24 protein-coding genes are annotated in these 24,631 nt (G+C 61.5%); 20 read left to right on the top strand and 4 right to left on the bottom strand.

All coding sequences use genetic code 11. The features are described from left to right. The first annotated feature begins 140 nt into the window (after positions 1–140). The 3 genes from ACKAMS_RS29480 (at position 141) to ACKAMS_RS29470 (ending at position 1,637) form a co-directional block, all read left to right on the top strand. Positions 141–824 (top strand): YceI family protein, encoded by a 684-nt coding sequence (locus ACKAMS_RS29480; RefSeq protein ID WP_019746487.1) that lies wholly within the window; start codon positions 141–143, stop codon positions 822–824. 123 nt (positions 825–947) lie between these two features. Next, entirely contained in the window at positions 948–1,298 is a 351-nt protein-coding gene (locus tag ACKAMS_RS29475) for a YidH family protein (protein WP_210377943.1), read from the top strand. Continuing rightward, positions 1,299–1,637 (top strand): DUF202 domain-containing protein, encoded by a 339-nt coding sequence (locus ACKAMS_RS29470; RefSeq protein WP_003943794.1) that lies wholly within the window; start codon positions 1,299–1,301, stop codon positions 1,635–1,637. Here the strand turns inward: ACKAMS_RS29470 and ACKAMS_RS29465 are convergent. Beyond that, positions 1,603–2,544 carry a sterol desaturase family protein gene (locus ACKAMS_RS29465; protein ID WP_408989953.1) on the bottom strand — a complete coding sequence of 314 codons (942 nt, stop codon included), beginning with the start codon at positions 2,542–2,544 and terminating at the stop codon, positions 1,603–1,605. The two genes, ACKAMS_RS29470 and ACKAMS_RS29465, sit on opposite strands and share 35 nt — an antisense overlap. Before the next feature lie 128 nt (positions 2,545–2,672). Between ACKAMS_RS29465 and ACKAMS_RS29460 the strand changes: the two genes are divergently transcribed. After that, positions 2,673–3,128, top strand: coding sequence for an Rrf2 family transcriptional regulator (locus ACKAMS_RS29460; RefSeq protein ID WP_003943908.1), 456 nt, complete (start codon positions 2,673–2,675; stop codon positions 3,126–3,128). 12 nt (positions 3,129–3,140) lie between these two features. On the opposite strand, the gene ACKAMS_RS29455 is transcribed toward ACKAMS_RS29460, so the two are convergent. Beyond that, positions 3,141–4,250 (bottom strand): sensor domain-containing diguanylate cyclase, encoded by a 1,110-nt coding sequence (locus tag ACKAMS_RS29455; protein WP_070796524.1) that lies wholly within the window; start codon positions 4,248–4,250, stop codon positions 3,141–3,143. Between the two features lie 250 nt (positions 4,251–4,500). Here ACKAMS_RS29455 and ACKAMS_RS29450 point away from each other — a divergent pair, with 250 nt between their 5' ends. From ACKAMS_RS29450 to ACKAMS_RS29430, 5 genes are all read left to right on the top strand, one after another. Then, the gene (locus tag ACKAMS_RS29450; protein WP_007731646.1) at positions 4,501–5,130 is read left to right on the top strand and encodes a TetR/AcrR family transcriptional regulator; all 630 of its coding nucleotides are present in this window, start codon (positions 4,501–4,503) and stop codon (positions 5,128–5,130) included. 71 nt (positions 5,131–5,201) lie between these two features. Further along, positions 5,202–7,556: an MMPL family transporter gene (locus ACKAMS_RS29445; protein ID WP_019746493.1), complete on the top strand. Its 2,355-nt coding sequence runs from the start codon at positions 5,202–5,204 to the stop codon at positions 7,554–7,556. Positions 7,557–7,670: 114 nt separating this feature from the next. After that, positions 7,671–9,404 (top strand): ABC transporter ATP-binding protein, encoded by a 1,734-nt coding sequence (locus tag ACKAMS_RS29440; protein WP_408989952.1) that lies wholly within the window; start codon positions 7,671–7,673, stop codon positions 9,402–9,404. After that, complete coding sequence (locus ACKAMS_RS29435) at positions 9,401–11,332, top strand: ABC transporter ATP-binding protein (protein ID WP_408989951.1); 1,932 nt, start codon at positions 9,401–9,403, stop codon at positions 11,330–11,332. Before ACKAMS_RS29440 ends, ACKAMS_RS29435 begins: the two co-directional genes overlap by 4 nt. 70 nt (positions 11,333–11,402) lie before the next feature. Next, positions 11,403–12,146, top strand: a complete 744-nt coding sequence (locus ACKAMS_RS29430; RefSeq protein WP_408989950.1) for an IclR family transcriptional regulator — start codon at positions 11,403–11,405, stop codon at positions 12,144–12,146. Between the two features lie 5 nt (positions 12,147–12,151). On the opposite strand, the gene ACKAMS_RS29425 is transcribed toward ACKAMS_RS29430, so the two are convergent. Together ACKAMS_RS29425 and ACKAMS_RS29420 are read right to left on the bottom strand one after the other, a co-directional pair. Beyond that, positions 12,152–13,333, bottom strand: a complete 1,182-nt coding sequence (locus ACKAMS_RS29425; RefSeq protein ID WP_084325007.1) for a multidrug effflux MFS transporter — start codon at positions 13,331–13,333, stop codon at positions 12,152–12,154. Positions 13,334–13,340: 7 nt separating this feature from the next. Then, positions 13,341–14,192 (bottom strand): alpha/beta fold hydrolase, encoded by an 852-nt coding sequence (locus ACKAMS_RS29420; RefSeq protein ID WP_046377785.1) that lies wholly within the window; start codon positions 14,190–14,192, stop codon positions 13,341–13,343. A 101-nt stretch (positions 14,193–14,293) separates the two neighbouring features. Here ACKAMS_RS29420 and ACKAMS_RS29415 point away from each other — a divergent pair, with 101 nt between their 5' ends. The 11 genes from ACKAMS_RS29415 to ACKAMS_RS29365 all read left to right on the top strand — a co-directional run bounded on the left by ACKAMS_RS29415 (position 14,294) and on the right by ACKAMS_RS29365 (position 24,616). Further along, positions 14,294–14,779, top strand: a complete 486-nt coding sequence (locus ACKAMS_RS29415) for a MaoC family dehydratase N-terminal domain-containing protein (protein ID WP_007731639.1) — start codon at positions 14,294–14,296, stop codon at positions 14,777–14,779. Continuing rightward, positions 14,776–15,174 (top strand): acyl dehydratase, encoded by a 399-nt coding sequence (locus tag ACKAMS_RS29410; RefSeq protein WP_070385914.1) that lies wholly within the window; start codon positions 14,776–14,778, stop codon positions 15,172–15,174. Before ACKAMS_RS29415 ends, ACKAMS_RS29410 begins: the two co-directional genes overlap by 4 nt. A gap of 81 nt (positions 15,175–15,255) precedes the next feature. Then, positions 15,256–16,545, top strand: a complete 1,290-nt coding sequence (locus tag ACKAMS_RS29405; RefSeq protein WP_007731634.1) for a Rieske 2Fe-2S domain-containing protein — start codon at positions 15,256–15,258, stop codon at positions 16,543–16,545. A gap of 122 nt (positions 16,546–16,667) precedes the next feature. Next, positions 16,668–18,011 (top strand): peptidase dimerization domain-containing protein, encoded by a 1,344-nt coding sequence (locus ACKAMS_RS29400; RefSeq protein ID WP_317832339.1) that lies wholly within the window; start codon positions 16,668–16,670, stop codon positions 18,009–18,011. Continuing rightward, positions 18,011–18,967, top strand: a complete 957-nt coding sequence (locus ACKAMS_RS29395) for a 3-(2,3-dihydroxyphenyl)propionate dioxygenase (protein WP_007731630.1) — start codon at positions 18,011–18,013, stop codon at positions 18,965–18,967. Before ACKAMS_RS29400 ends, ACKAMS_RS29395 begins: the two co-directional genes overlap by 1 nt. A 30-nt stretch (positions 18,968–18,997) precedes the next feature. Then, positions 18,998–19,870, top strand: a complete 873-nt coding sequence (locus tag ACKAMS_RS29390; protein WP_019746500.1) for an alpha/beta fold hydrolase — start codon at positions 18,998–19,000, stop codon at positions 19,868–19,870. A gap of 109 nt (positions 19,871–19,979) precedes the next feature. Beyond that, positions 19,980–20,936, top strand: a complete 957-nt coding sequence (locus ACKAMS_RS29385) for an NAD(P)-dependent oxidoreductase (RefSeq protein WP_019746501.1) — start codon at positions 19,980–19,982, stop codon at positions 20,934–20,936. Between the two features lie 204 nt (positions 20,937–21,140). Beyond that, positions 21,141–22,124, top strand: coding sequence for an ABC transporter substrate-binding protein (locus tag ACKAMS_RS29380; protein WP_007731624.1), 984 nt, complete (start codon positions 21,141–21,143; stop codon positions 22,122–22,124). Continuing rightward, positions 22,121–22,984: an ABC transporter ATP-binding protein gene (locus ACKAMS_RS29375; protein ID WP_007731623.1), complete on the top strand. Its 864-nt coding sequence runs from the start codon at positions 22,121–22,123 to the stop codon at positions 22,982–22,984. The genes ACKAMS_RS29380 and ACKAMS_RS29375 overlap by 4 nt, the downstream gene beginning before the upstream one ends. Beyond that, positions 22,981–23,817 carry an ABC transporter permease gene (locus ACKAMS_RS29370; protein WP_019746502.1) on the top strand — a complete coding sequence of 279 codons (837 nt, stop codon included), beginning with the start codon at positions 22,981–22,983 and terminating at the stop codon, positions 23,815–23,817. The genes ACKAMS_RS29375 and ACKAMS_RS29370 overlap by 4 nt, the downstream gene beginning before the upstream one ends. A gap of 13 nt (positions 23,818–23,830) precedes the next feature. Further along, a complete protein-coding gene (locus tag ACKAMS_RS29365) occupies positions 23,831–24,616 on the top strand; it encodes a class II aldolase/adducin family protein (protein WP_019746503.1) in 786 nt (261 codons plus the stop codon). The last annotated feature ends 15 nt before the right edge of the window (positions 24,617–24,631 follow it).

The raw sequence follows: 24,631 nt of genomic DNA, 5'->3' as shown, positions 1-24,631 counted from the left end.
CGGAATGCAAAAACCACTTTACCAAATGATTACTAATGGCTGTGGGTGTGCCCACTTTCGGTGTTCGTGGAGCGCTTTCACAGGGTTCTCCCAGGTCGTAAGTCCTGACAATCGTTGAAGCTGCAACTATCGTCGAACCCATGAAAAAGATCTGGTGGATCGGCGGAGCAGTAGTTGTGGTCGTACTCGCCCTGCTTGTGGGGCCGTGGGCGTACGGGAAATTCATCGCTGAAGACGATGCGCCGGCGGCCGTGGTATCCACTCAGGGCGCAGAAGCGGCGTCCGGATCGATCGACGGGCAGTGGACCGTCGTCGCCGGGCAGGGGGACAACCAGACGGCAGCGGGATACACCGTGCACGAGATTCTGAACGGATCGAGTGTGACCGTCGTCGGAACCACCGGCGAGGTGAGCGGAAACGCGGTTGTCGAGGGTGAAAAGCTCACTTCAGGCGAAGTGACGGTGCAGGTGGCAAGCATCAAGACCGACTCGGATCGGCGCGACGGCCAGTTCACGGGCAATGTGATGGATACCAGCACGTATCCGACGGCGACGTTCACGATCGACTCGCCGGTGGACTTGGCTGCTGTGCCGACGGACGGAACAACGGCGACGGTCACGGTGTCTGGCACCTTGACACTCAAAGGTCAGTCCAAGCCGGTGTCGGTCGACATGACCGTGCTGCATTCGGGTGATTCGCTGATCGCATCGGGCTCGATTCCGGTCACCTGGACCGATTTCGGAGTTGAACCCCCGTCCCTCGGTTTTGTCACCGTCGACGCCAGTGGATCGGTGGACTTCCTCGTCTCACTCGCCGCGAGCTGAATTACGTCTACCCGATTCGCACTGCTTCGGGGCGGGCAGGGAAGATTAAGGACATGACCTTCCTTTCTTGTTGTCCGTTCCGAAGGCAGTGTGCGATTTCTGCCCGGACGGAATGAACAGGTGATGCCCCGGTGGAGACCGTTCCGAACGGGCGAAGACCCCGATCCACGGTTCACGCTCGCCAATGAGCGGACATATCTGGCTTGGATCCGCACTGCAACGGCCTTCGTCGCGTCGGGCGTCGGACTCGAAGCGTTCGGCGGCGACATTCTCGACCCGACGGTTCGTGCCGGCTTGGCCGCGTTGTTGCTCGTCGGCGGTGCTCTGATCGCCATCACTTCCTTTGTCCACTGGATCAGCGCCGAGCGTGCACTGCGAACTGAGCGCTCGTTGCCGGTGCCGCTCATGGCGCCGGTCGTCGGCATCGTGCTGGTGATCTGCGCGACCGTCCTGGTGGTCGAGGTCGTGAACTGATTGACCGCGCTGGAACCGTCGGAAGGTGTCAAGCCTCCGGACAAGGGCTTGCAGTCCGAGCGCACATCGCTCTCGTTCGTGCGTACGAGTCTGTCGATCCTCGGCTTGTCTGCCGCCTGTCTGAGATGGTTGCCGCCGTTCGGGTCGGTGGCCCTGATCGGCCCGTCCGTCGCTGCCGTGCTCGTCGTCGCGGTGACGGTCTACGAACGTCGGTCGCGGCCCAGGCGGTTGGCCCAGTTTTCGGCCGAAAAGGCAACGCCCGCTTTGGGTATGGGAGCAACTCTCGCGGTCGCTCTGCTCCTGCTCAGTGCGACGGGGCTGTGGATTCTGCTGAAGTGACCTCGGCTTTCGGCGCCCAGCCGGGCGGGCCGAACACGTAGCCGGCTCGCTGCCGCCACGATGTCGACGCCTTCCAATCGCGAGCAATGGCAGCATATTCGCGCGTTTGGAGCTTCCAGATGTTGTACGTTCCGACCGGCGTCGTGAGTCCGTAGGTGGGGCGGTGGGTTTCGGCTGCGAAGGTTCCGAACATCCGGTCCCAGATGATGAGGATTCCGGCGTAGTTGCGGTCGAGGTACTCGGCGTCGGAGCCGTGGTGGACGCGATGGTGTGACGGCGTGTTGAAGATGAATTCGATGGGCCGCCAGAGTTTTCCGACACGTTCGGTGTGGACGAAGAACTGGTAGACGAGGCTGACGGAGAAGCCGACGAACACCATCCACGGCGGGATCCCGAGGAACGGCAACGGCAACCACATGATGATCTCACCGCTGTTGTTCCACTTCTGCCGCAGTGCGGTGCTGAAATTGAAGTACTCGCTCGAATGGTGAGCCTGGTGTGTGGCCCAGATGACTCGAACTCGGTGTGCGATGCGGTGATACGCGTAATAGAGGACGTCGATTCCGAGCAGCAGGATCACCCAGGTGTACCAGGCAGTCGGCGAGAGGTGCCACGGAGCGAGATACACCCAGATTGCGGAATAGCCGATCAGCGCCAGCACTTTCCAGAAGGTGCTCGTTGCGATCGACACGAGTCCGAGCAGAACGCTGGTTCTGGCGTCGATGCTTCGGTAGCCGCCTTCCGCGGGTCGTGCGCGTCCGTCGGCGTCGTCGGGATGATCCTCGAGAGCGCGGGCCGCGAACCATTCGATTGCCAGGAAGATGACAAACGCGGGGATTGCGAGCGTGACTGGATCATGGAGCGGTTCGAGAAGTGACTTCCATGATTCGAGAAGGGTTTCCCACACGCGATTTGTCCTGTTCTCTAGCTTCGATCGTTACATCATGCATCAAAATGTAACGCCATGGAACCCTTTGCGGCGAAGAACTCGCAGGTTTGTTGCGACTATTCATAGAACGATGGTAGGAATTGCCGGTGCATATCACCGCGAAGGTGGACTACGCCGTGCGGACTCTGGTCGAGCTCGCGGCAGTAGGTCCTGACCCGGCCAAGGCCGAGTTTCTCGCCAAATCCCAGGTCATACCCCACAAGTTCCTGGAAGCGGTGCTCTCGGACCTGCGGCGCGGCGGCTTGGTCAACAGCCGTCGAGGCCCGGACGGGGGATACTGGCTCGCTCGGTCCGCGGACGAGATCACGATTGCCGACGTCATACGAGCCGTCGAAGGACCGCTTGCTTCGATTCGGGGTCAGCGACCGGAAGACGTCGACTACGGGGGGCCGGCGACGCCCCTCAAGGAGGTGTGGATTGCAGTGCGCGTCAACCTCCGTGCTGTGCTCGAAAATGTCACACTCACCGATGTAGCAGGTGGAGAGTTGCCCGAGTTCATTCACGAACTGACGGCAGATCCCGAGGCGTGGAATCGGCGCTGATACAGCCCGGTTTCAGGGTGCCCGTCGACGTGGAACAGTCATAGGAGCAGTGTTCGCAGTGTTGCCTCCCGCGGATTTTGCGTCGTACATCAGATGATCGGCCGCAACGATTGCTCGGGAGAACTCGTTGTAGTCGAACTCTTCCTGATGCGGGATGAAAGGTAGCGTCGCTGCTCCGACGCTGACCGTGGCCAAGGGGTCGTCGGAAGCGTTCACGACGGCTTTGGGCAGTGTCGCGATTCTTTTGCGAAGTCCGTACGGGGTGCCGATCATCACAACGGTGAACTCCTCGCCGCCGGTGCGCGCGGCGTAGCCGAAACCGTTCACATGCTCCTGCAGGCGCGTTCCTGTCCGGATGATGACGGCGTCACCGACTTCGTGACCGAAGGTGTCGTTCACAGCCTTGAACTTGTCGATGTCGACGACGGCAACAGCAATGTCGGCACGATTTGCCGACGCGACCGACCAGATACGCTCCGACATGTCCCACAGCCCTCGCCGGTTCAGGAGTCCGGTGAGTACATCCACCTTGGATCCCGTTGCGCGCGAGAGTAATTGCCGCCAGGTGAATTGAATGGTGGCCGGAATGAAGATCACGGCACACAGTACGACGTCGGTGCGTGCAATCACGCTGGTTGCCGAGTAGTCGCCGTTCGTCAGGCCGAGCACGGTCAGGGCGATGACAAACGTCGTGGCAAAGGCGAGGTGGAATGCCAGCCAGCGGCGGTCGAGAAAATAGGTGAAGTAGGCGCCGGTGGCCACAAAGAGTGCCGCGCCGAAAAGGGCGGCGTTATGGCTGGTGAAGGTGATGAGAATCGAGGCAGTTCCGAGATCCGCCCACAGACCGTAGAGCTTGAGCATGCGTGAACCTCTGATTCGGCCGACAAACCAGAGAATCGTGGGGATCAGGTTGACGGTCGCAATGCCGACGAGCCAACTGCGCGCAAACGGTCCGTCCGGGCCCTCTCCGCTGAGGAGAAACAGGAACGCCACGATCGAGAAATTGAGTGAGCAGAATCCGATGGTGAGACGGACGAGACGTAGTACGGAGCCTCGTCCGGACTTCGATCCCCACAGCATTACCGTGGACGAAACCGGCCAGGTATGCAGGAGCGGGTCCATCAGATTCCTTCGCCGAGCACATTGCGGTTAATTCACCGCAAAGTATGTCAGGCCATGTTGATTCACGCGTCAACTTGGCAGTGGGCGTCACGCCGTGGAGCTGCTCACAACTCTCTCTGTCGCACTGTTCAGGCATTTGCCGTGCGTGAGTGTGAGGTACGCCTCGAGTTTCCGCGCTGTGTGTTCGATCGCACAATATTGCAGACCTCTGCAAAGTTGCAGAGCTCTGCAAGTTGGGTACCGTGTTGGAGTGATCATCGAACAAGGCCTTCGCGACCGCAAGAAGGCAGCAACCCGTGCCGCACTCAGTGGCGCGGCAGCACGGCTCGCTCGTGCGCTGGGGATCGAATGCGTCACCGCTGACGCGATCGCCTCCGAGGCCGGAGTGTCGACGAGGACGTTCCACAACTACTTCTCCAGCAAGGAGGAGGCAGTGCTCGCCAGTTTCGAGGAATCGGTGAACCTGTGGATCGAGGCGCTTGCGTCGCGGCCCGCGGACGAACCAATTCTCGACGTCCTCGAAGAACTTGTGGTCGAAATCGTGAACGACTCAGGTCCGAGTGGGAGTGAGAAGGCAAGTATCTGGCTGCTGTCGGATTCGAGTCCCGCGCTCTACCGGGATGCCGCAGACATGCATCAGCGGATCAACCGTGCAGTCGTTCAGGCATTGGCGGAACGCACCGGTACCGACGCCGAGAAGGACCTGTACCCGACGCTCCTCCTCGGAGCGGTGGGCGGAGCCGCTAAATCGGTGATCGACGTCTGGACTGGCGGAAAGTCGGAGGCTTCCAGTCCGGAAGAGTTGGTTCACGACGCTTTTCGGCAGATTCGTGCCGGATTGCCCGCGCCGCCGCCCGCCCCTGAGATGTCGCGTCCCTGAGATGTCCCGTCTCTGAGCCCCACACGTAATACCTGTCCACGTACACGCACCGAAACAGCAAGGAGCCCGTCGTGGCCACCTATCTTTATCGGATCGGCAAGTTCGCCTACCGGCGAAAAGGCGCGGTCCTCAGCGTTTGGCTGATAATCCTGGTCCTGATGGGCGTCGGGGCAGCCACTCTGTCCGGCCCCACCAAGGATTCGTTCTCCATTCCGGGAACCCCGGCACAGCAGGCGCAAGACCTGATGGCGGAGCGTTTTCCCGACGCGCCCAACCCGATGGATTCGCTGAGCGCGCGATACGTAGTGCAAGCTCCGGCGGGCACGACGCTGGCCGATCCGGCGAACGTCAAGGCCATGGACGACATGCTCGCGAGTATTCGTGGCATCGACAAGGTCGCCGACTCCGCCAAGGTGGACCCGGCGACTGCCACTCCGGAACAGGCCGCGAAGGCGTTGGTCAATCCGGTTACCGGCAACGACTCCATGGTTGCGATGTTCAAGGAAAAGGCTGCTGCGGCTGGAACTTCCGAGACGCAGGCCGTGGACGACGCGCGCGCGTTGTCGCCGCTCAGTGCCGACGGCACGGTCGGGTACGTCGAGGTTCCGTTCAGCGGTGACTTCGCCGATCTCGATCAGGCGTTGCGTGATTCGATCAACTCCGCAGCCGATGTCGGTCGGGCCGAGGGACTCAATGTCCAGGTCAGTGGTTCTGCTGCTCAGGAAGCGGAGATGCCCGGTGGTGTCACCGAGCTGATCGGTATCGCCGTTGCCGCTGTCGTTCTGGCCATCACGTTCGGTTCGCTTGTGGCCGCGGGGCTTCCGCTCCTCACCGCGATCATCGGTATCGCTATCGGCAGCCTTGGAATCACGGTTGCCACCGGATTCATGGATCTCAGTTCGATGACTCCGACGCTGGCGATCATGATCGGTCTGGCCGTGGCGATCGACTACTCGCTGTTCATCATGTCCAGGTTCAGGCATGAGCTCACCCTCACCGACAACCGTGCCGAAGCAGCAGGTCGCGCCGTCGGAACCGCCGGTTCCGCAGTGGTATTCGCCGGTTTGACAGTCATCATCGCGCTCGTTGCCTTGCGTGTCGTCGGTATCCCGTTCCTCTCGGACATGGGTGCGGCAGCGGCCTTCACGGTGCTGATCGCGGTCCTGATCGCATTGACCTTGCTGCCCGCGATCCTGGGTATGTTCGGGCGCAAGGCTTTTGCCGGCAAGATTCCCTTCCTCAGCAAGCGTGCGGAGGAGTCCGAAAACGATGATTCAGGCAAGCCGAAGCTGGCTCTGCGCTTCATCACCGCCGTCGTTCGTCGTCCGCTCGTGCCGCTGATCGGTGGAGTAGTCCTTCTGGGCGCATTGGCTCTGCCCGCAACGGGATTGAGCCTGGCATTGCCGTCGGAGGCCACCGGTGACCCGGCGACCAGTGCGCGTCAGGCGTACGACCTGATCGACGAGGGCTTCGGTGACGGCCGCAACGGACCGCTGATCGCCGTTGTCGACGCCAAGGATGCCAGCGTCCCCGCCGGGGAGGCCTTTGCGGAGGTCGTCTCGACCATCTCGAGCTTCGGTGACGTCCAGAACGCACAGGTCGTCGGAGTCAACGAGGCCGGCAACACCGCGCAGGTACTGATCACTCCGAAGAGCGGACCGACCGATCCGGCCACGATGGATCTGGTGGGCAGCCTCCGCGGAGCAGAAGCGGGACTCAACGATTCGATCGGCGTCAGCTACGGCATCACCGGTCAGACCGCACTCGAAGGCGACGTCTCGGACACGCTGAAGGATGCATTGGTGCCCTACCTTGCCGTAGTGGTCGGCCTTGCATTCATTCTGTTGCTCTTGGTGTTCCGTTCGATCCTGGTTCCGCTGACGGCGACGCTCGGCTTCCTGCTCAGCGTGCTCGCGACATTCGGTGCGACGGTGGCGATCTTCCAGCACGGTTGGTTGGGCATCATCTCGAACCCACAACCGCTCGTGAGTTTCATGCCGATCTTCCTGATCGGCGTGGTGTTCGGGTTGGCGATGGACTACCAGGTGTTCCTCGTGACGCGTATGCGTGAGGAGTACGTCCACGGTGCGAGCGCGAAGGAGGCCGTGACAATCGGCTTCAACCACGGTGCCCGCGTGGTCAGTGCGGCCGCGGTCATCATGATCTCCGTGTTCGGTGCCTTCATCGCAGAACCGAACTCGTTCATCAAGTCGATCGGATTCGCGCTCGCCGCGGCGGTGTTCTTCGACGCCTTCATCGTGCGCATGGTGATCATCCCGTCCGTCATGGCACTGCTCGGCGACAAGGCGTGGTGGCTGCCGAAGTGGCTGGACAAGATTCTGCCGAACGTCGACATCGAGGGTGAGAAGCTCAGCAAGGCCCTCCGTGACGAGAAGGAAGCGGAACTGCAGTCCGCATCTGCTTGATCTCTGCTGTGCGCCTTTATTAACCCCCCGCGGTTAATAAAGGCGCACAGCTGTTTTTGTGTATCGAAATATCCAGCGGCACATGTCGGCCAGGATTGGTAACCTTCGCTCACTATGCTGATCAGGCTGCTGCGCACTTATCTGAGGCCGTACCGGGGTGAACTCACGGGCGTTGTCGTCCTGCAGTTTATTTCGACTATGGCGGCCCTTTACCTTCCGAGTCTCAACGCCGACATCATCGACAACGGCGTGACCAAAGGCGACACCGGCTACATCCTCTCCACCGGCGGGATGATGCTGATGGTCACGCTGACGCAGATCCTGTGCTCGGTGGGTGCCGTCTTCTTCGGAGCACGAGTCGCCATGGGCGTCGGGCGCGACCTCCGAGCGTCGGTGCTGCATCAGGTCGGGACGTTCTCGGCCAGGGAGGTCGGGCACTTCGGTGCGCCTTCGCTGATCACCCGCAATACCAACGACGTCCAGCAAGTGCAGATGATGGTCGTGATGAGTTGCACCATCCTCGTCATGGCGCCGATCATGTGTATCGGCGGCATCATCATGGCTCTGCGCCAGGACCTGAATCTTTCCTGGATCCTCGGGATCAGCGTCCCGCTCCTCGTAGTCTCGATGGGTTTCCTGATCGCCCGGATGGTCCCCGGATTCCGGGTCATGCAGGGCCGCCTCGACGCCGTCAACCGTGTTCTTCGCGAACAGATCACGGGCATCCGCGTCGTCCGAGCGTTTGTACGGGAACCGTACGAGGTAGAGCGTTTCGGCGACGCCAACCGCGAACTGACGGAGACTGCACTCGGCGTCGGCCGCCTCATGGCACTGATGTTCCCGCTCGTGATGCTGATCAGCAATGTCACCAGCGTCGCGGTCATCTGGTTCGGTGGCCATCAGATCAACGAGGGGTCGATGCAGATCGGCTCGCTCACCGCGATGCTCAGCTACATCATGCAGATCCTGATGGCCGTCATGATGGCCACCTTCATGGCGGTGATGCTGCCGCGTGCGTCGGTGTGCGCCGAACGTATCTCCGAGGTACTCGACACCGATTCGTCGGTGATTCCGCCCGAGAATCCGGTCCTGGAGTTGAAGGACCCGGGCGTCGTCGAACTTCGTGGAGCTCAGTTCCAGTTCCCCGGAGCCGAGGAGCCAGTGTTGCGCGACATCACCTTCCGCGCCGAACCAGGCAAGACGACGGCGATCATCGGCGGCACCGGTTCGGGAAAGACCACTCTGCTCAACCTGATTCCGCGTTTGATCGACTCCACCTCCGGGTCGGTATCGGTGGGCGGCGTCGACGTCCGCGACATCGACACGGAGCTGCTCTGCTCGGTGATCGGTCTGGTCCCGCAGAAGCCGTATCTGTTCTCCGGCACTGTCGCCACCAATCTCCGCTACGGAAACCCCGAAGCTACCGACGAATGGCTGTGGGAGTGCCTCGAGATCGCCCAAGCTGCCGACTTCGTCCGCGCCATGCCAGAAGGCCTGGACACACCGGTGGCACAAGGCGGTACGACGGTATCGGGCGGTCAGCGTCAGAGACTCGCCATCGCCAGAGCGTTGGTGCGTAAGCCGCAGATCTATCTGTTCGACGATTCCTTCTCGGCACTCGACCTCACTACCGACGCAAGGCTGCGTGCGGCGCTCCGGCCGGTCACGCAAGGCGCCTGCATCGTCGTTGTCGCGCAGCGTATCTCCACCATCGTCGAGGCCGATCAGATCATCGTGCTCGACGACGGCGCCATCGTGGGGATCGGCACGCACGACGAACTCGTGGTCAGTTGTCCCACCTACGGCGAAATCGTCGCCTCTCAGCTAGCCGTACAGGACGCATCATGAGTAATCGACCGACTTCCTCGCCTCCCATCGGCCCGCCCGGCGGCGGCGATCCCACCAAGAAGGCCATGAACTTCGGCCCTTCGCTCAAGCGTCTCCTCGGTCGCTTGAGCCCGGACAAGCCGATCGTCATCCTGATCTTCGCTTTGGTGACGGCAAGCGTCGTACTTTCCTCGATCGCGCCGAAGATCCTGGGAAACGCCACCAATCTGATCTTCGACGGCATCGTCAGTAAGCAACTCCAGCCGGGGACGACAAAGGAACAGGCTGTCGAAGGATTGCGCGCTTCGGGGCAGGGTCAACTCGCCGACATGGTGTCCGGCATGGCCGTTGTGCCCGGAACCGGAATCGATTTCGACGCCGTCGGCAAGGTCTTGATGATCGTGCTGCTGCTGTTCGTCTGCGCGTCGCTGTTCAGTTGGCTGCAGGCGTATCTGCTCAACATCGTTGTGCAACGGACCGTTCGTCGGCTGCGTGAGGACGTCGAACAGAAGATTCATCGACTTCCCTTGCGGTACTTCGATACCCATGCCCGCGGTGACGTACTCTCGCGCGTGACCAATGACATCGACAATGTCGCGCAGAGCTTGCAGCAGACGCTCAGCCAGTTGGTCATGTCGGTGATGACCGTCCTGGGCATTCTGGTGATGATGCTGTGGATCTCACCGTTGCTCGCCCTGATTGCAGTGGCAACTGTTCCGCTGTCGATCATGGTCACGGCGTTCATCGCGAAACGTTCGCAGAAGCACTTCGTCGCGCAGTGGAAGAGCACCGGCGGAATCAATGCACAGGTCGAGGAAGCATTCAGCGGTCACGAGTTGGTCAAGGTGTTCGGCCGCCAGCAGGAGGTCGAGGAGCGCTTCCGCAAGCAGAACGAGGATCTGTACGAGTCGAGTTTCAAGGCGCAGTTCATCTCCGGTCTGGTCATGCCGGCCGTGATGTTCCTCGGCAACCTCAACTACGTCGCCATCGCAGTGGTGGGTGGCATGCGCGTCGCATCCGGAACGATGACCCTCGGCGACGTGCAAGCGTTCATCCAGTACTCGCGGCAGTTCACCCAGCCGCTCACGCAGATCGCGTCGATGACCAATCTGCTGCAGTCCGGCGTCGCTTCGGCCGAGCGGGTCTTCGCGCTGCTCGACCAAGAGGAGCAGTCGGAGGACCCGAAGAGTGCGAAGTCGCCCACGGTCGACAAGGGTCGCGTCAAGTTCGAGAACGTCACCTTCAGTTACAAGCCGGAACAGCCGCTGATCGAGGACCTGTCCCTGACTGCCGAGCCGGGCCAGATGGTTGCGATCGTCGGACCCACCGGCGCCGGCAAGACCACCCTCGTCAACCTCATCCTGCGGTTCTACGAACTCAATTCGGGCCGAATCACTTTGGACGGCATCGACATCGCCGACATGACGCGAGACGATCTGCGCTCACGGATCGGCATGGTTCTGCAGGACTCGTGGCTGTTCGGTGGAACCATCCGCGAGAACATCGCCTACGGCAAGCCTGGTGCCACCGACGAGGAGATTCGTCGTGCGGCCGAGATGAGCTACGTCGACAAGTTCGTGCACTCTCTGCCTGAGGGTTACGACACGGTCATCGACGAGGAAGGCAGCAACGTCAGTGCAGGCGAGAAGCAGCTCATCACTATCGCCCGCGCCTTCATCTCGCAGCCGTCCATCCTGATCCTCGACGAGGCGACCAGTTCGGTGGACACACGCACCGAACTGCTGGTCCAGAGCGCCACCGCGGTTCTGCGCAACGACCGCACCAGCTTTGTCATCGCGCACCGTCTTTCGACAATTCGTGATGCGAACCTGATCGTGGTGATGGAGGAAGGCCGGATCGTGGAGCAGGGGAGCCATGAGGCTCTGCTCGAATCCCGCGGCGCGTACTTCCGTCTGTACAACAGCCAATTCGTGGGCGCGGAGATCTGATGCCTCAGTAGACTGGAGCAGACTTGGTCCGCTGGGTGGACCACATTCTGTGTACTGGAGGCGCTCGGCGATGCATTCGTTGCTGGGGAAAGCGCGCCTGATACTCGATTCCTTCGATGCGGATTCGGGTGCGCTGTCGCTGACCGAACTTGCGAATCGGAGTGGTGTTGCGAAGGCGACGGTGCATCGAATAGCCGGTGAACTGGTGTCTCTTGGTCTACTGGAACGGGTCGGAACCAAGTACAGGTTGGGGTTACGGCTCTTCGAACTGGGGCAGTTGGTTCCTCGTCAACGTATTCTGCGCGAGGTGTCCTTGACGTATGTGCAGGATCTTCACGCGGCGACCCGGGAGACGGTTCACCTCGCGATTCGCGACGGCCTCGATGTTCTGTACATCGACAAGATCTCCGGTCATCACGGGGTGGACCTGCCGTCGCGGGTGGCTGGCCGGCTGCCGATGTATGCCACGGCAACCGGCAAAGCGATACTCGCGTACTCACCGGATTTCGTTTTTCGAGCGGTGACAGGCAACGGATTTGTCGAGTTCACCGATCGGACGGTGAACTCGGAAGACGGGTTACGTAGGCAACTCGACGCTGTTCGTTCGCAGCAGTTGGCGGTCGAGACCGAAGAGGTTCGCCTGGGAACATCGAGTATCGCTGCCCCGATCTTCGGTGGACTTGGTGAAGCAGTTGCCGCGATCGGTGTGTCGAGTCCGCGGTATCGAATGGATACCGAGCGTTTTGCCGAACCGTTGCGCGCGGCGGCCGAAGGGATCAGCCGGAAGGTATCGGTTCTCGAACGCTCGGCATAACCGTTTTATCGACGCACGCAGAGCAGCGCGATCACGCCGAGAACCGAAGCCCCGGTCATGGAGATGGCCACGGCAAGACTGGTGTTGCCGAGAAGGCCGACGATGGGCGCAACCACAGCGGCAGCGCCGAACTGCGCAAATCCGATCAGCGCGGCTGCTGAGCCTGCGGCTTCTCCGTGACGGGACAGTGCAACCGCCGGTGCGTTGGGCATGACAAAACCCGTTGCGCAGAGCATCAGCAGGATGGGGACGGCAAACCCGACGAATCCCCACGAGTCGGTGGCGGCAACAACAACAAATGCAGCGCCGACGGCACTACTGCCCCACATTGCCCAGATCGTGATGGAATTCGGCGGCCACCGGCCGAGAAGCACGACGTTGAGCTGGGACGAACCGATCAAAACGACGGCGCCGCCGGCAAAGGCAAATCCGTATGCGGTGGCGCTCAGTCCGAACTGTTCCTGCATCACGTAGGACGACGCGGCGATGTACGACCACAAAACGCCGCGGCCGAGACCGCACACGAGCACCAACACCATGAAGTGGGCATCCTTGCCGAGCGCAATGTAGTTTCGCGCGATGGCGCCGATGCCCTTGCCCGACCGATTCTCGGGTGGAAGTGTTTCCGGCAGCGATACTGCCGCGAGTGCGATCATCGCGATGCCCAGGATGAAGAGAGCGAGAAAGACTCCGCGCCACTGTGTTACGGACATCAGTGCCCCGCCGATGGAGGGGGCCAGGATGGGCGCTACGCCCATGACCAACATCAGCCGCGAAAGTACAACTGCCGCATCGTGTCCGGTGAATAGATCACGAACGATTGCCATCGCGATCACGCCCGTCGCGGCGGCGCCGAAACCTTGAAGGGTTCGCAGCGCAGTGAGGACTTCGATGGACGGAGCAAAGAAGCAGGCCAACGACGCGCCGACGTGAATTACTGTGCCCACGAGCAGGGGACGTCGACGTCCGTAGATGTCGGACAGTGGGCCGATGAGCAACTGGCCGAAAGCCAGACCCAGCAGTGTGCCCGTCAGGGTCAGCTGAACCATCGTGTCCGACGTGCCGAATTCCTGCGTGATCTGTGGCAGCGCAGGAAGATACATGTCGACGGTGAACGGCCCGAGGGCGGTGAGAATTCCGAGAAGCAGTACCAATCGGATCCGTGCACCGCCCGTCGGGGCGATCACCGTTCGTTCAGTTGTGCTGTTGGTCAAGGAAACCCGAAACTACACTGTAGTAGTCGTATGGTCGTTCTTCCTGAAGATGATGCGACGCCTTGTCCATGATGTAGAGATGGCCATGGGGAATCATCCGCGCCAGCATGAGCGGGTAGTCCGGGGTGAGGAATGCGTCGTGCATGCCCCAGGCGAAGAGCGTCGGCGCCTGGATCTGGCCGAGTTCAGCTGTGAGATCCTGCCAATCGCCACGAGGTGAGTCCGCCGAGGCAGCCAGGGCCATTTCTTCGGGGTCGAGACTTTGCTCGTATCGCATCTGGAGGGTTTCGGCGGGCAACTTCGATCCGTCGAACCATTCGAGACTGGTGATCAAGGTGCGGAGTTTTTCGAGGGTGGGGCCGGTGCCCCCGTAGTAGAGGTCGCGGGCGTTGCGGCCACGCCGGCCATCCTCGGGGAGCGGCGCGAGTGGACCGTAGAAGACGGGCATGCTGCCCGTGATCACCAGGGAGCGAACGCGTTCCGGGTACTTTGCCGCAAGATTGAGCGCTATGGTGCCGCCCCACGAGTTGCAGACGAAGTCTGCGCGTTCGATTCCGAGTTCGTCGAGCAGGGCAACCATCTTGGCGGCGTGGAAGTCCCACATTGGGCCGGCGATGGTGCACTTGTCGGACCGACCGTATTGCAGCAGATCAACGAGAATCGCTCGTCGATCCGAGGCGAAGAGCGGTGCCACCGGCCCGAAGTCGGACCACGCAGTGCAGCCGGGGCCGCCTCCGTGCAGGAAAATCGTGGGGTCGCCCTCGCCGAGGTCGTAGTAATGGAATGTGACGCCATCTGCTTTGGCGTACAAGCTCTTCGGTTGATCAGCCATGGCTATACCTGACCTCGAGGTGAGCGGTATGGGAAGTATCGCGGTCCGGCAGGCGAACCCGGTTCGTGGCTGTGAGACTTCCGAATGCCTAGCGTGCTGGCATGAGAACAGAACTCGAGCACGCGCGTGATCGCGCGGAGGCGATGATCGGTACGCGGGAAACGCGAGAGTTGGGAACGGTGCGTCCGGCGGAGTCGGTTGCGTTTGCGGTTGCCACCGCCGAGACGGACCCCCGGTTTCTCGACCCGGAGCACCCGGCATTTGCCGTCCATCCGATGTATCTGCCTTCGCTTTTGCGAGGACCGCAAGGTGGCTCCGATCGAGAGTACCGAGCAGACGGCATGTTCCGTGACGAAGTGCCGGGCACAGACGGTATCGACGTGCGCTTGATGGCCGGCGGGCAGAGTGTGACTTTCTTGCGACCGGCCCCGCTGGGTGAGGCTGTCGTCGTAGGGCGAGTACTCGATACCGTGACGACCAAGGGCCGGGCTCCGGACGAGTTTCTGCTGCTCTCGGTCACCAAGACTTACCGGGGTGCGCAGTCCGGCGCATTTGCCGAGGTCGTCGAGAAGTTCATCGTCCGATGACCGAAACAGTAGTCGTGGGCACGCCGATCGAATCGGTGACCTTGGTCTGCGATCCGGTTCGGATCCTTCGATTCGGGGCGTCGACGCACAATTCGCACCGTATTCACTACGACGCCTCCTATGCGCAGACGGAGGGGTTGTCCGCACCGGTGGTCATGGCCCAGTTGCAGGGCACGCTGTTCTTTCGTGCCGCGTCACACTTTGCCGGTGGATACGAAGGAGTTGTGTCCGTCTCCTGGCAGAATCGTGCGCCCGCGCCCGTCGGAACCACACTCGAGGTGTCGGGTGAAGTGTCCCAAATCGACAGTGACCAACTAACTTTGACAATGCGGGAGCATTCGGACAATGGCGTGCTGTGTGCCGTCGGAACCGCTGTGGTGGTCCGGGTCTGCTGAGCGAACCGAATCCATTGGCGTAGACCGCAATCTCACCCAAGATCTGTTTCATTCAAACGTTCAGTGTCGAGAGGACTTCACATGACTGGTGTCGAGGCGTCGGAAGCCACGTTCGCGCTGCCCGAGCGGCCACGAGCGGCCGGTCGGCAGGATTGGACGGCATGGCCGGGTTACAACGCAGCCGGCAGCGGATACCGCGGTTACTGGTACCCGGTCACGTGGTCGAACCACATCACCAAAGACCCCAAGAGCTTCACCATCTGTGGTGAAAAGCTGGCGATCATCCGCGACGCAGGCAAGGCATATGCCCTGCACGATCGGTGCCCGCACCGCGGCGTTCCGTTGTCCGAGGGCGATCAGCAGTTCCCGGGAACCGTCAGCTGCCCGTACCACGGCTGGACGTACCGGCTCACCGACGGCAAGCTGGCCGCGGTCATCACCGACGGTCCGGATTCCAAGATCTGCGGCAAGCTGAACGTCCAGACCTATGCGATCGAGGAGCGACTCGGTCTGGTGTGGGTGTACATCCCGATCGCCAACGAGCCGGCGCCGTCCATCGACGACCAGTTGCCGCGTGAGCTGGTGGAGAACAAGGGTATCGTCGGTGGTCGTATTCAGCCCCGAGAAGGCAACTGGCGCTTCGCATGTGAGAACGGTTTCGACGAGGGACATGCGAAGTACCTGCACCGCACCGCATTGTGGCGTCTGTTCAAGCCGATGCCCACGTGGAACATCACGAGCATCGTTCCGGAGGGACGCTGGATCTACCGCGTGCAGGAAGAGGTGTACTGGGAGGCGGAATTCCCGGGCGTGGGAACCTGGACGAACAAGCGGTGGTGGAAGAAGAAGCCGGACGAGACCCAGATTTCGCAGATCGGAAACGTCGGCGCCGGCCTGGATGTCAATCCTGTGATCGCAGCTCAGAACTTCCCCGGTTTTGCTTCACTGTCCATGCCGGGTGTCCTGCGCATCGCGTACCCCAAGTTCATTCATTACGAGTTCTACGTCCCGGTGGACGAAGACAACCACAAGTACGTCGGCCTCATGGTCAACTTCGTCTCCGGCGCAGCAAAATTGGGCTTCTACGCCAAGTATCTCGGTGCGATCCGCTGGCTGTTCCACGGTCAGTTCTCGGGTCAGGATGCGTGGATGGTCGAGGTCACCGACGCGCCGCCGGAGAAGCTGTACCGACCGGACGTGTCGCTGACGACGTGGCGAAATCTGGCAGAGGAAGAGTACGCCGAGAAGATCGCCGACGCGGCCAAGCACACCCCCAAGGCGCCGGTCAGGCCCACCCGAGAGCGACGGACGCCAACGCCCCGCTCGGCCCCTGTCGCCGACGCTCAGATTCCCACCGGCACCAGCGAATAGGAGAGATACATGTTCAAGATTCTGACGGCTGTCGCTATCGGTGCCGCTGTTGCAGTGGCAGTTCCCAAGCTGTGGCAGATGGCCGGCGAGCGCAGCAATACTCAGGTACATCAGGTCAATCCATGACCACTGCGAGGGCCGACGCTCTCGCAGGCCTAGGCGACGAGCGCCGGGAATGGGTCGAGCGAGCCTACGCCCATGTCGATCGTGCGCGATTGCGGGATCTCGCCACTTCGGTGGTGAACATTCCCAGCCCGACGGGTGATGAAGCACCGCTGGCCCGCCACATCACGGAGGTCCTGGCAGCGTCGGGAATCGAGGCCCACACAATGGATCTCGATGATCGGCAAGCGAACTCGTGGGGAAGGCTCCGCGGTGACGGGTCCGGACCGGACCTGTTGCTGTATGCGCCGATCGACACCGTCACGACCGGCGATCCGGCGGAAGACCTGCCGTGGGTGGGAAATGAGCTGCGAGCGGATCTGACGCCGCACGCCCAGTTCGACGAGAACTACGTGATCGGATTGGGTGCGTCGAACCCCAAAGGCCACGCCGTCTGCATTGTCGCGGCGGCCGAAGCAATTGCCGCAGCCGGTATTCCGCTCCGCGGCGACCTGGTGCTCGGATTCGGCGCCGGTGGTATGCCGACCAATGCCCGCCCCGGTGTCGGAAACCCCCGACGCAACACCGGCCAGGGCGTCGGCTGCTCGTTCCTCCTGGAACAGGGAGTGTGGGCGGACTGCGCGTTGATCGCCAAGCCCGGCTGGACGGTTTCCTGGGAAGAAGTGGGACTGGCCTGGTTCGAGATCACGGTGCACGGTCTGCACACCTACGTCGGCTCGCGCCACCGGTTGCCGTACCGCAACGCGATTACCGCAGCCGGCGAGGTGGTCGCCAAGTTGGAGGAATGGTTCCCGAAGTACTCGGCGGCGCATCAGGACGGTTTGGTTGCGCCTCAGGGGATCGTTGCCAACATCCGCGGCGGGTGGGAGCGAACAGCGTCGTTCACCCCCGAGCAGGTGCGCCTTACCGTTGATCTACGGCTCAGCCCGCGGACGACGCCCACCGCGGCCAAGCGCGAACTCAAAGCCGTCGTTGCGGAGATCGCACAATCGCTGGATCTGCAGATCGACGTCGAACAGGTTCTTGCCATCCCCGGTGAGGGTTCCGACCCTCGAATGTGGTTGCGCCGCGCCGCAGTCCACGCGTGGGAAGCTGCCGAAGGAGAGCCGCATCAGGACTTCTTCGACGCGAGTGGAGCCACCGACGCAAACATCCTGCGCAGCCGCGGCATCCCGACGATTCGGGTGGGTATGCCCAAGGTGGTCGACGCACCGTTCGAGGTGGACTTCGCGATGGGGATGAACACTGTGGACCTGGCTGCGGCGGAGAGATTTACGAAGTATCTGATCCGAGTGGCCCTCGACACCGTCACCCGCTCGCTCGAGGAAGTAGGAATCGACTGATGGCGAAGATAGTTCTGGGTATCGGTGCCTCCCACAGCACCTTGATGAACACCCATTGGGAAGAGACGACGCACAAGGCGGAGGCCGAACGCTTCCGGGACGCGCTGTATCTGAGCCGGGAGAAGATCGCGGCGTCGAAACCCGATGTTGTCTTGATTCTCGGCTCCAACCACTTTCGCGGTTTCTGGCTGGATCTGATTCCGGCGTTCACTCTCGGCGTCGGAGAGTGCATTTCCAGTGGCGAGTCAGGAACACCCAAGGGGCCGCAACGGGTCGACGTGGAGTTCGCCAGGCACCTTGCAAACGAGCTGATCGAAGGTGGCCGGTTCGATCTTGCCTACTCGGCGCGATTGCAGATCGATCATGGTCAGTCTCACGCGATTCAGTACCTTCTCGACGGAATCGATGTTCCGATAGTTCCGTTGGTGGTCAACGTATTCGCGCCGCCCCTCCCGACGTTCAAGCGATGTGAGGAAGTGGCGAAGGCCCTGCGGGATGCCGTTGCGTCGTATCCGGCGGATACCCGGGTCGTGGTGATCGCGTCCGGTGGATTGTCTCATCGTCTGCCCTGGCCGGACTGGCGGGATCCGCACGGTGAGGACGAGGATTTCATGGTTCAAGCCTGGCTGGACGGCCGGGAGAACTGGTCCGACTACGACGTCCGGCGACGCCAGATCATCCGCGCAGCCGATGCCGCGATCACTCCGGAGTTCGATGACCGAATTCTTGATCTGTTTGCCAGCGGCAAGGCAAGTGAGCTTGCCGAGTTCACGACGCAGCAGATCGAAGACGAGGCGGGCAACGGTGCGCAGGAGTTGCGGACCTGGCTCATGATGGCCGCGATGCTCGACTACGTTCCGGGTGAACGCCTTGCCTACGAAGCGATTCCCGAGTGGCTCACCGGTATGGGGGTCACGATTCTCGATCCAGCTGGAACAGACAGCGCAACAACATAATCTGCACCTTCAGTAAAGGAAGTTTCTCTGATGACAATCTGGAACGAACTTGCCGGGCTCGATTTCGAGTTGACGACCGTCGACGCCGGCGGTGTGCCCACGCGCTCTCTGCAGGCAGGATCCGGTGACGAGGCCGTGATCTTCCTGCACGGCACCAGCGGACACCTCGAGGCATTTGCACGCAATATTGCACCGCACGCCGAGTCTTACCGGGTTCACGCGATCGACATGCTCGGCCATGGTTACACCGGCAAGCCTGACTACCCGTACGAGATTCCGCGCTACGTCGAGCATTTGGTGAACTACCTCGACGCGGTCGGACTGGACCGTGTGCACTTGGTGGGTGAAAGCCTCGGTGGTTGGGTCGCTGCCTACCTGGCCAGCGAGCAGCCCGAACGTGTTCTGTCGCTGCAGTTGCTGGCAGCAGGCGGAACAGTCGCGAACCCGGTAGTCATGGAGCGCATCAAGACGTCGACCGCGAAGGCCGTCCAGAGTGACGACATCGAATTGACCCGCGCACGTATGCAGTTGCTCATGCATGATCCCGCCGATGCAACCGAGGAATTGGTTCAGGCTCGTCACCGGATCTACCATCAGCCTGACTTTGTCGCCAACATCCACAACCTCCTTTCCTTGCAGGAGATGGAGGTTCGCCAGCGGAACCTGCTGCGCCCGGATCGAATGGCACTCATCAAGGCGCCGACTCTTGTGGTCTGGGGTCAGGAAAATCCGTTCGGTGATGTTCCGGAAGCGAAGAAGATGGCCGAGGATATTCCGGGCGCTCAGCTCGAACTCTACTCGGAGTGCGGTCACTGGCCGCAGCACGAGCAGGCAGCGAAGTACAACCCGCTGAGCCTCGAGTTCTTGGCAAAGGCATCAGCCAGCGCGAAGGCAGCTATCTGAGAAGTTCCTGCCAAATATGCTGCTGCGTAATGGAGTCGGTCTCTCGATTGGGAGGCCGGCTTCCGCGTTTTCGAAGGTACAGTCATCGTCTTACAGCGAAGGAGTTCTCGTGAAGAAAGTACTTCTGCTGACGGCCGACGCCGACAACGGACTCGGTACCGCAATCCGTGACGCCGTCAGGGGTGAGGCGGAGGTAGTTCGATTACCTGAGCGCACCACGGGGGCGCTCCGTGCGGAGTTGCCGACATGCGACGTCGTGGTGGGGGACTGGAGTGGTGATCTGCCACTGGGCAAGGAGGAAGCAGAGCTCGGCCGGAATGTGCTCCTCGTCCAACAGCCTGGTGCCGGAACCAATTTCATCGATGCCGAAGCCTGGCGCGCCGCCGGAGTTCCGGTGGCGAATACTCCCGGTGCAAACGCGAACTCGGTTGCGGAGTGGGCAGTGCTCGCGGCAGGTGTGTTGTGCCGCTCCATGTTCTGGGCGCACAACGAGGTTACCGATGGTCGATGGCCACAGGAATCCATCCTGACGCGCGATTGCCGCGATCTGGCGCAGCGCCGGGTCGGCGTCGTAGGTGTCGGTTCGATCGGCCGCCGGTGTGCAGAATTGTTTGCCGCCTTCGGTTGCGACGTCTACGTCACCGCGCGTTCGAGACCGCGTGACACTGTGGCTGCGACGTTTGTGTCACTCGACGAGTTACTGCCTCTCGCGGATGTCCTGGTGCTGGCCGTCCCGCTTACGGAATCAACTCGGGGACTGATCAATTCCCATCGAGTTGCGCAGTTGCCCACCGGAGCGATCGTGGTCAATGTGGCGCGCGGCGCTGTCGTCGACGACGCGGCATTGGCGCGTGCCTTGCGTTCCAGGCATGTCGGCGGCGCTGCCCTCGATGTGTTCGACGTTGAACCACTACCGATTTCGAGCCCGCTCCGTGGATTCGATTCGACCCTCCTGAGCCCGCACGTCGCCGGCGGCAGCGCCGGAGCGCGTGCGTCGATCTATTCGATGACGGCGCAGAATGTCGCCAGTGCGCTGCGCTCGCAGACAATTCGGTGGACATTGTGATTCGGTGGACATTGTGATCGAGGGCCGTGTTACCGAAGTATTTCGGTCCGCACGTTCCTCCAGGTGCAGTGTTTCGCCGAGGTAAGTTCCTGTCCCCGGTCCGCACGGTGGACCCGGTTGGTTCTCGGGTGTAGGTACACACAGCTAGGTTTGCTCTCCACGACCCGCAACTGCGGCACAGATCACAAACAAAGGTGTGAGTAGATGGCCTCGCTGTCAAAGTTTGGAAGGACTGCTCTTGTTTCGGCTGCGCTGCTGCTGACCGTTGCAACCGGCGCATGCAGCCGCCCGGCGACGCAAAGCACAGCTGATTCCGCCGGAAGTGGACCACTGCGTATCGCAGTCGGAATCGATGCTTCCTACGCTCCGTTCTTCGTAGCGGATCAGGAAGGCATGTTCGACGCTGCCGGTTTGGACGTCGAACTCGTCCAGTTCGGTCGTGGTGGCGAGGCCGTCGACGCACTCTCGACCGGGCAGGTCCAGATCGCCGGTAGCTCCGATACGACAACGATCGCCCAGTTGCGTCAGAATCCGTCGTTGCGCGCGATGTACTCGTACGAGGCGTCGGGTGACTACATCAAGGTCGTGCTGCGTAACGGTGTCGACTCACCGGCTGCGATCAAGAAGATGGGCATCGTCCCGGGTCTCAGCCAGATTTCGACGGACAAGTACCTCGCTGCCAACTCCATTGCCCCCGGTTCGGTCGAGATGATCTCGGCGACCCCGACGGACATGCCCGCACTGCTCAGTCGCGGCGACATCGACGGGTTTGTCCTGTGGGAGCCGTGGCCGGCCACCGCCCTGGATCAGGGAACCGGCCACGTGGTGGCAGTAACCGGAGACTACGGCTGGTTCTATCATCATTGGGCGATCACGACGGCTCCGTGGTTGTCGGCCAACGAAGAGACAGCGCGAACCGTCGCGAAGGTGCTCGACGAGGCAACGCGCAAGGTCGAGTCGGATCCGGGCGTGGCAGCGTCCGCGACCAAGGCGGCTGTGAACGTCAGCGAGGATCAGACTATTGCCGCGGTGGACGAGATCGACTTCGCCGTGGTGAATCTCGAAGCTGCGGATGTCGAGTCGGCTCAGTCGATCGTCGATTTCTACAAGTCGATCGGTGTTCTCAGCGACCAGCCGGATCTCGAATCGGCAATGCTTCTGGATTGGTACAAGGATGGTGCACAGTGAGTATCGCAACAAGTGGTTCAACGACCAGCTCGACGAATAGCGCGGGGACAGCCGGCCCCGGCAAGAAGAACACCGGTGTTGCCATCGACGTGGTCGACCTCGGAATCAGCTTCGGCGCGGCGGAGATCGTCGCCGGAATCGACATGCACGTGCAGCCAGGTGAATTCGTCTGTCTGCTCGGTCCGAGTGGCTGCGGCAAGTCGACGCTGCTGTCGTCCATGGCCGGCTTCGTGGAACCCAGCGCCGGCGAGATCGTGTGCGACGGAGATGTCGTCGCCGGCAGTAACCGCCACGCCGGCATGGTGTTTCAGAGCTCCGAAGCGTTGTTCGAATGGATGACCGTGAGCCAGAACGTGGCCTACGGCCCCAGGATGCGTGGAGCGAACCGCAGCGAGCAGGCGAGTATCGCGGCCGAGTACCTCGCGATGGTCGGCTTGCCCCACGCGGGTGCGAAGTTCCCCTCGCAGCTGTCCGGCGGTATGCGGCAACGTGTTCAGATCGCACGAGTTCTTGCCAACCAGCCGTCGTTGGTTCTCATGGACGAGCCGTTCGGTGCGTTGGACGCTCAGACTCGTCAGGTTCTGCAGACCGAACTCGACCGTATCTGGCGGCACACCCGCTGCACCGTGGTATTCGTGACTCACGATATCGACGAGGCACTGACGTTGGCTGACCGTGTGATCGTGATGTCGGCCGGCCCGCGGGCCCGGATCAAGAGCGTCTACGAGGTCAATGCGGCTCGTCCGCGAGACCGCAACGATCCCGAGGTGATCGAGCTCTACGAGAAGCTGCGGGACGACATTCGGGCAGAAGTGGTTGCGTCGCTGCGGAACCAAGGCATTGAGGAGGACGAGCTGTGACGGCTGTAGTGACCGGTGGTTCAGCCGGTGTGAGAACAGCGAAGGTGGCGGAGACAAAAAAGCGTTCGTCGGCGCGGCGATCCAAGATTGTCAAAGCGACGCTGATGTATGCAGCCTCAGCGGCAATCGGTTTGGGCATCTGGTCGTTCCTGGCGTGGTGGTACGGGCCGACCACCATTGCATCACCGGCCGAAGTATGGTCGGCGGCACAGGAACTGTGGGAGAGCGGCGTTCTGTGGTCGTCGATCACCGCATCGGGTCAGCGAATTCTCATCGGCTGGTTCCTGGGTGTCGTGATCGGTGCTCCCGTCGGAATTCTGATGGGCCGCATTTCCATCGTGCGACAGCTCCTCGATCCGTACATCGAGTTCTTCCGGTTCATTCCGCCTATTGCGTTTGTCACTCTCGCCGTCGTCTGGTTCGGCATCGGTGAGACGTCGAAGGTTGTTCTGATCTTCTACACCTCGGTATTCATCGTCACGGTCAGCACGATTGCCGCGACTGTAGCGATCAGCGAGAACAAACTGCAGGCAGCGGCAAATCTTGGTGCCAACAAACTTCAGATCATGAAGACGGTGGTCTTGCCGTCGTCGATCCCCGGCATCGTCACGGGCGCTCGCCTAGCGATGGGCAACAGCTTCCTCACCATCGTGTCGGCGGAGATCGTCGCCGCCGACCAGGGTATCGGTTCGATGATCTGGCAGGCTCGAAACTACGGCCGGATCGACTGGACGTTCGTCGGCATCATCGTCCTGGGCATCATGGGCTTCATCTTCGACCGGATTCTCCGCATTCTGTCCTCGCGGTACCTCGCCCGTTACGGCGTCAAATAGTCAGGAGCGCAGCATGAATCACCCGCTGAGCATTGCCGAGCAGGCCGGAATTCCGGGACCGCCCGAGTTCACCGATATCGAGAGTGAGCGGCGTCGTCGCAAGACCGCTGTCATCGGCGGGTATCGGATTTTGTCGAAATTCGGTTTGGACGAGGGAATCTCGGGACATATCACCGCCCGAGACCCAGAAGATCCGGAGACTTTCTGGACTGCGCCGTTCGGGCGGCACTTCTCCCAGGTTCAGCCGGAGGAATTGCTGCATGTGGCGTCGGACGGCACGGTCATTTCCGGAGACGGACCGCTCAACCGAGCAGCGTTTGTCATCCACAGCAAGGTTCACGAGGCTCGTCCCGACGTCATCGGAGCTGTTCACGCTCACGGTTTGAACGGTAAGGCGTTCTCCTCGCTGCACACCCGCCTCACGCCGATCACTCAGGACGCGTGCGCCTTTCACGAGGATCAGTCGATCTACGAGGAGTATCACGGGGTGGCGCTGGACGAAGAGGAGGGGATTCGCATCGCGGATGCCCTCGGATCGAACAAGGCCGTGATCCTCACCAACCACGGTCATCTGACCGTCGGAACTTCCGTGGAGAGCGCAGTGTGGTGGTATGTGTCGATGGAGCGGTCGATGCAGGCGGAGCTGACGGCGCGAGCCGCCGGTGATCCGGTTGTCCTGCACGAGAAGATCGCGGCGCAGACCTACGAGGCAGTCGGCACCGAGAAGGTGGGGTGGTTTGCGTACTCGACCATCATCCAGAAGATCGCAGCAGACGAACCCGAGGTATTCGCGCACTGAATTCTTCGCGCACTG

Origin of the sequence: Rhodococcus sp. 5A-K4 (assembly GCF_046097995.1) — a bacterium.
Classification (GTDB): Bacteria; Actinomycetota; Actinomycetes; order Mycobacteriales; family Mycobacteriaceae; genus Rhodococcus_F; species Rhodococcus_F erythropolis.
Note: the sequence above shows the minus strand (reverse complement) of the source record. Positions and strands in the feature narration are given on the sequence as shown.

What these genes read in the sequence shown, in the direction of transcription:
- ACKAMS_RS29480 (WP_019746487.1), top strand. Translation starts at nt 141, where the DNA reads ATGAAAAAGATCTGGTGGATCGGCGGAGCAGTAGTTGTGGTCGTACTC.
- ACKAMS_RS29475 (WP_210377943.1), top strand. Translation starts at nt 948, where the DNA reads ATGCCCCGGTGGAGACCGTTCCGAACGGGCGAAGACCCCGATCCACGG.
- ACKAMS_RS29455 (WP_070796524.1), bottom strand. Translation starts at nt 4,250, where the DNA reads ATGGACCCGCTCCTGCATACCTGGCCGGTTTCGTCCACGGTAATGCTG.
- ACKAMS_RS29440 (WP_408989952.1), top strand. Translation starts at nt 7,671, where the DNA reads ATGCTGATCAGGCTGCTGCGCACTTATCTGAGGCCGTACCGGGGTGAA.
- ACKAMS_RS29435 (WP_408989951.1), top strand. Translation starts at nt 9,401, where the DNA reads ATGAGTAATCGACCGACTTCCTCGCCTCCCATCGGCCCGCCCGGCGGC.
- ACKAMS_RS29430 (WP_408989950.1), top strand. Translation starts at nt 11,403, where the DNA reads ATGCATTCGTTGCTGGGGAAAGCGCGCCTGATACTCGATTCCTTCGAT.
- ACKAMS_RS29420 (WP_046377785.1), bottom strand. Translation starts at nt 14,192, where the DNA reads ATGGCTGATCAACCGAAGAGCTTGTACGCCAAAGCAGATGGCGTCACA.
- ACKAMS_RS29415 (WP_007731639.1), top strand. Translation starts at nt 14,294, where the DNA reads ATGAGAACAGAACTCGAGCACGCGCGTGATCGCGCGGAGGCGATGATC.
- ACKAMS_RS29410 (WP_070385914.1), top strand. Translation starts at nt 14,776, where the DNA reads ATGACCGAAACAGTAGTCGTGGGCACGCCGATCGAATCGGTGACCTTG.
- ACKAMS_RS29405 (WP_007731634.1), top strand. Translation starts at nt 15,256, where the DNA reads ATGACTGGTGTCGAGGCGTCGGAAGCCACGTTCGCGCTGCCCGAGCGG.
- ACKAMS_RS29400 (WP_317832339.1), top strand. Translation starts at nt 16,668, where the DNA reads ATGACCACTGCGAGGGCCGACGCTCTCGCAGGCCTAGGCGACGAGCGC.
- ACKAMS_RS29395 (WP_007731630.1), top strand. Translation starts at nt 18,011, where the DNA reads ATGGCGAAGATAGTTCTGGGTATCGGTGCCTCCCACAGCACCTTGATG.
- ACKAMS_RS29390 (WP_019746500.1), top strand. Translation starts at nt 18,998, where the DNA reads ATGACAATCTGGAACGAACTTGCCGGGCTCGATTTCGAGTTGACGACC.
- ACKAMS_RS29380 (WP_007731624.1), top strand. Translation starts at nt 21,141, where the DNA reads ATGGCCTCGCTGTCAAAGTTTGGAAGGACTGCTCTTGTTTCGGCTGCG.
- ACKAMS_RS29365 (WP_019746503.1), top strand. Translation starts at nt 23,831, where the DNA reads ATGAATCACCCGCTGAGCATTGCCGAGCAGGCCGGAATTCCGGGACCG.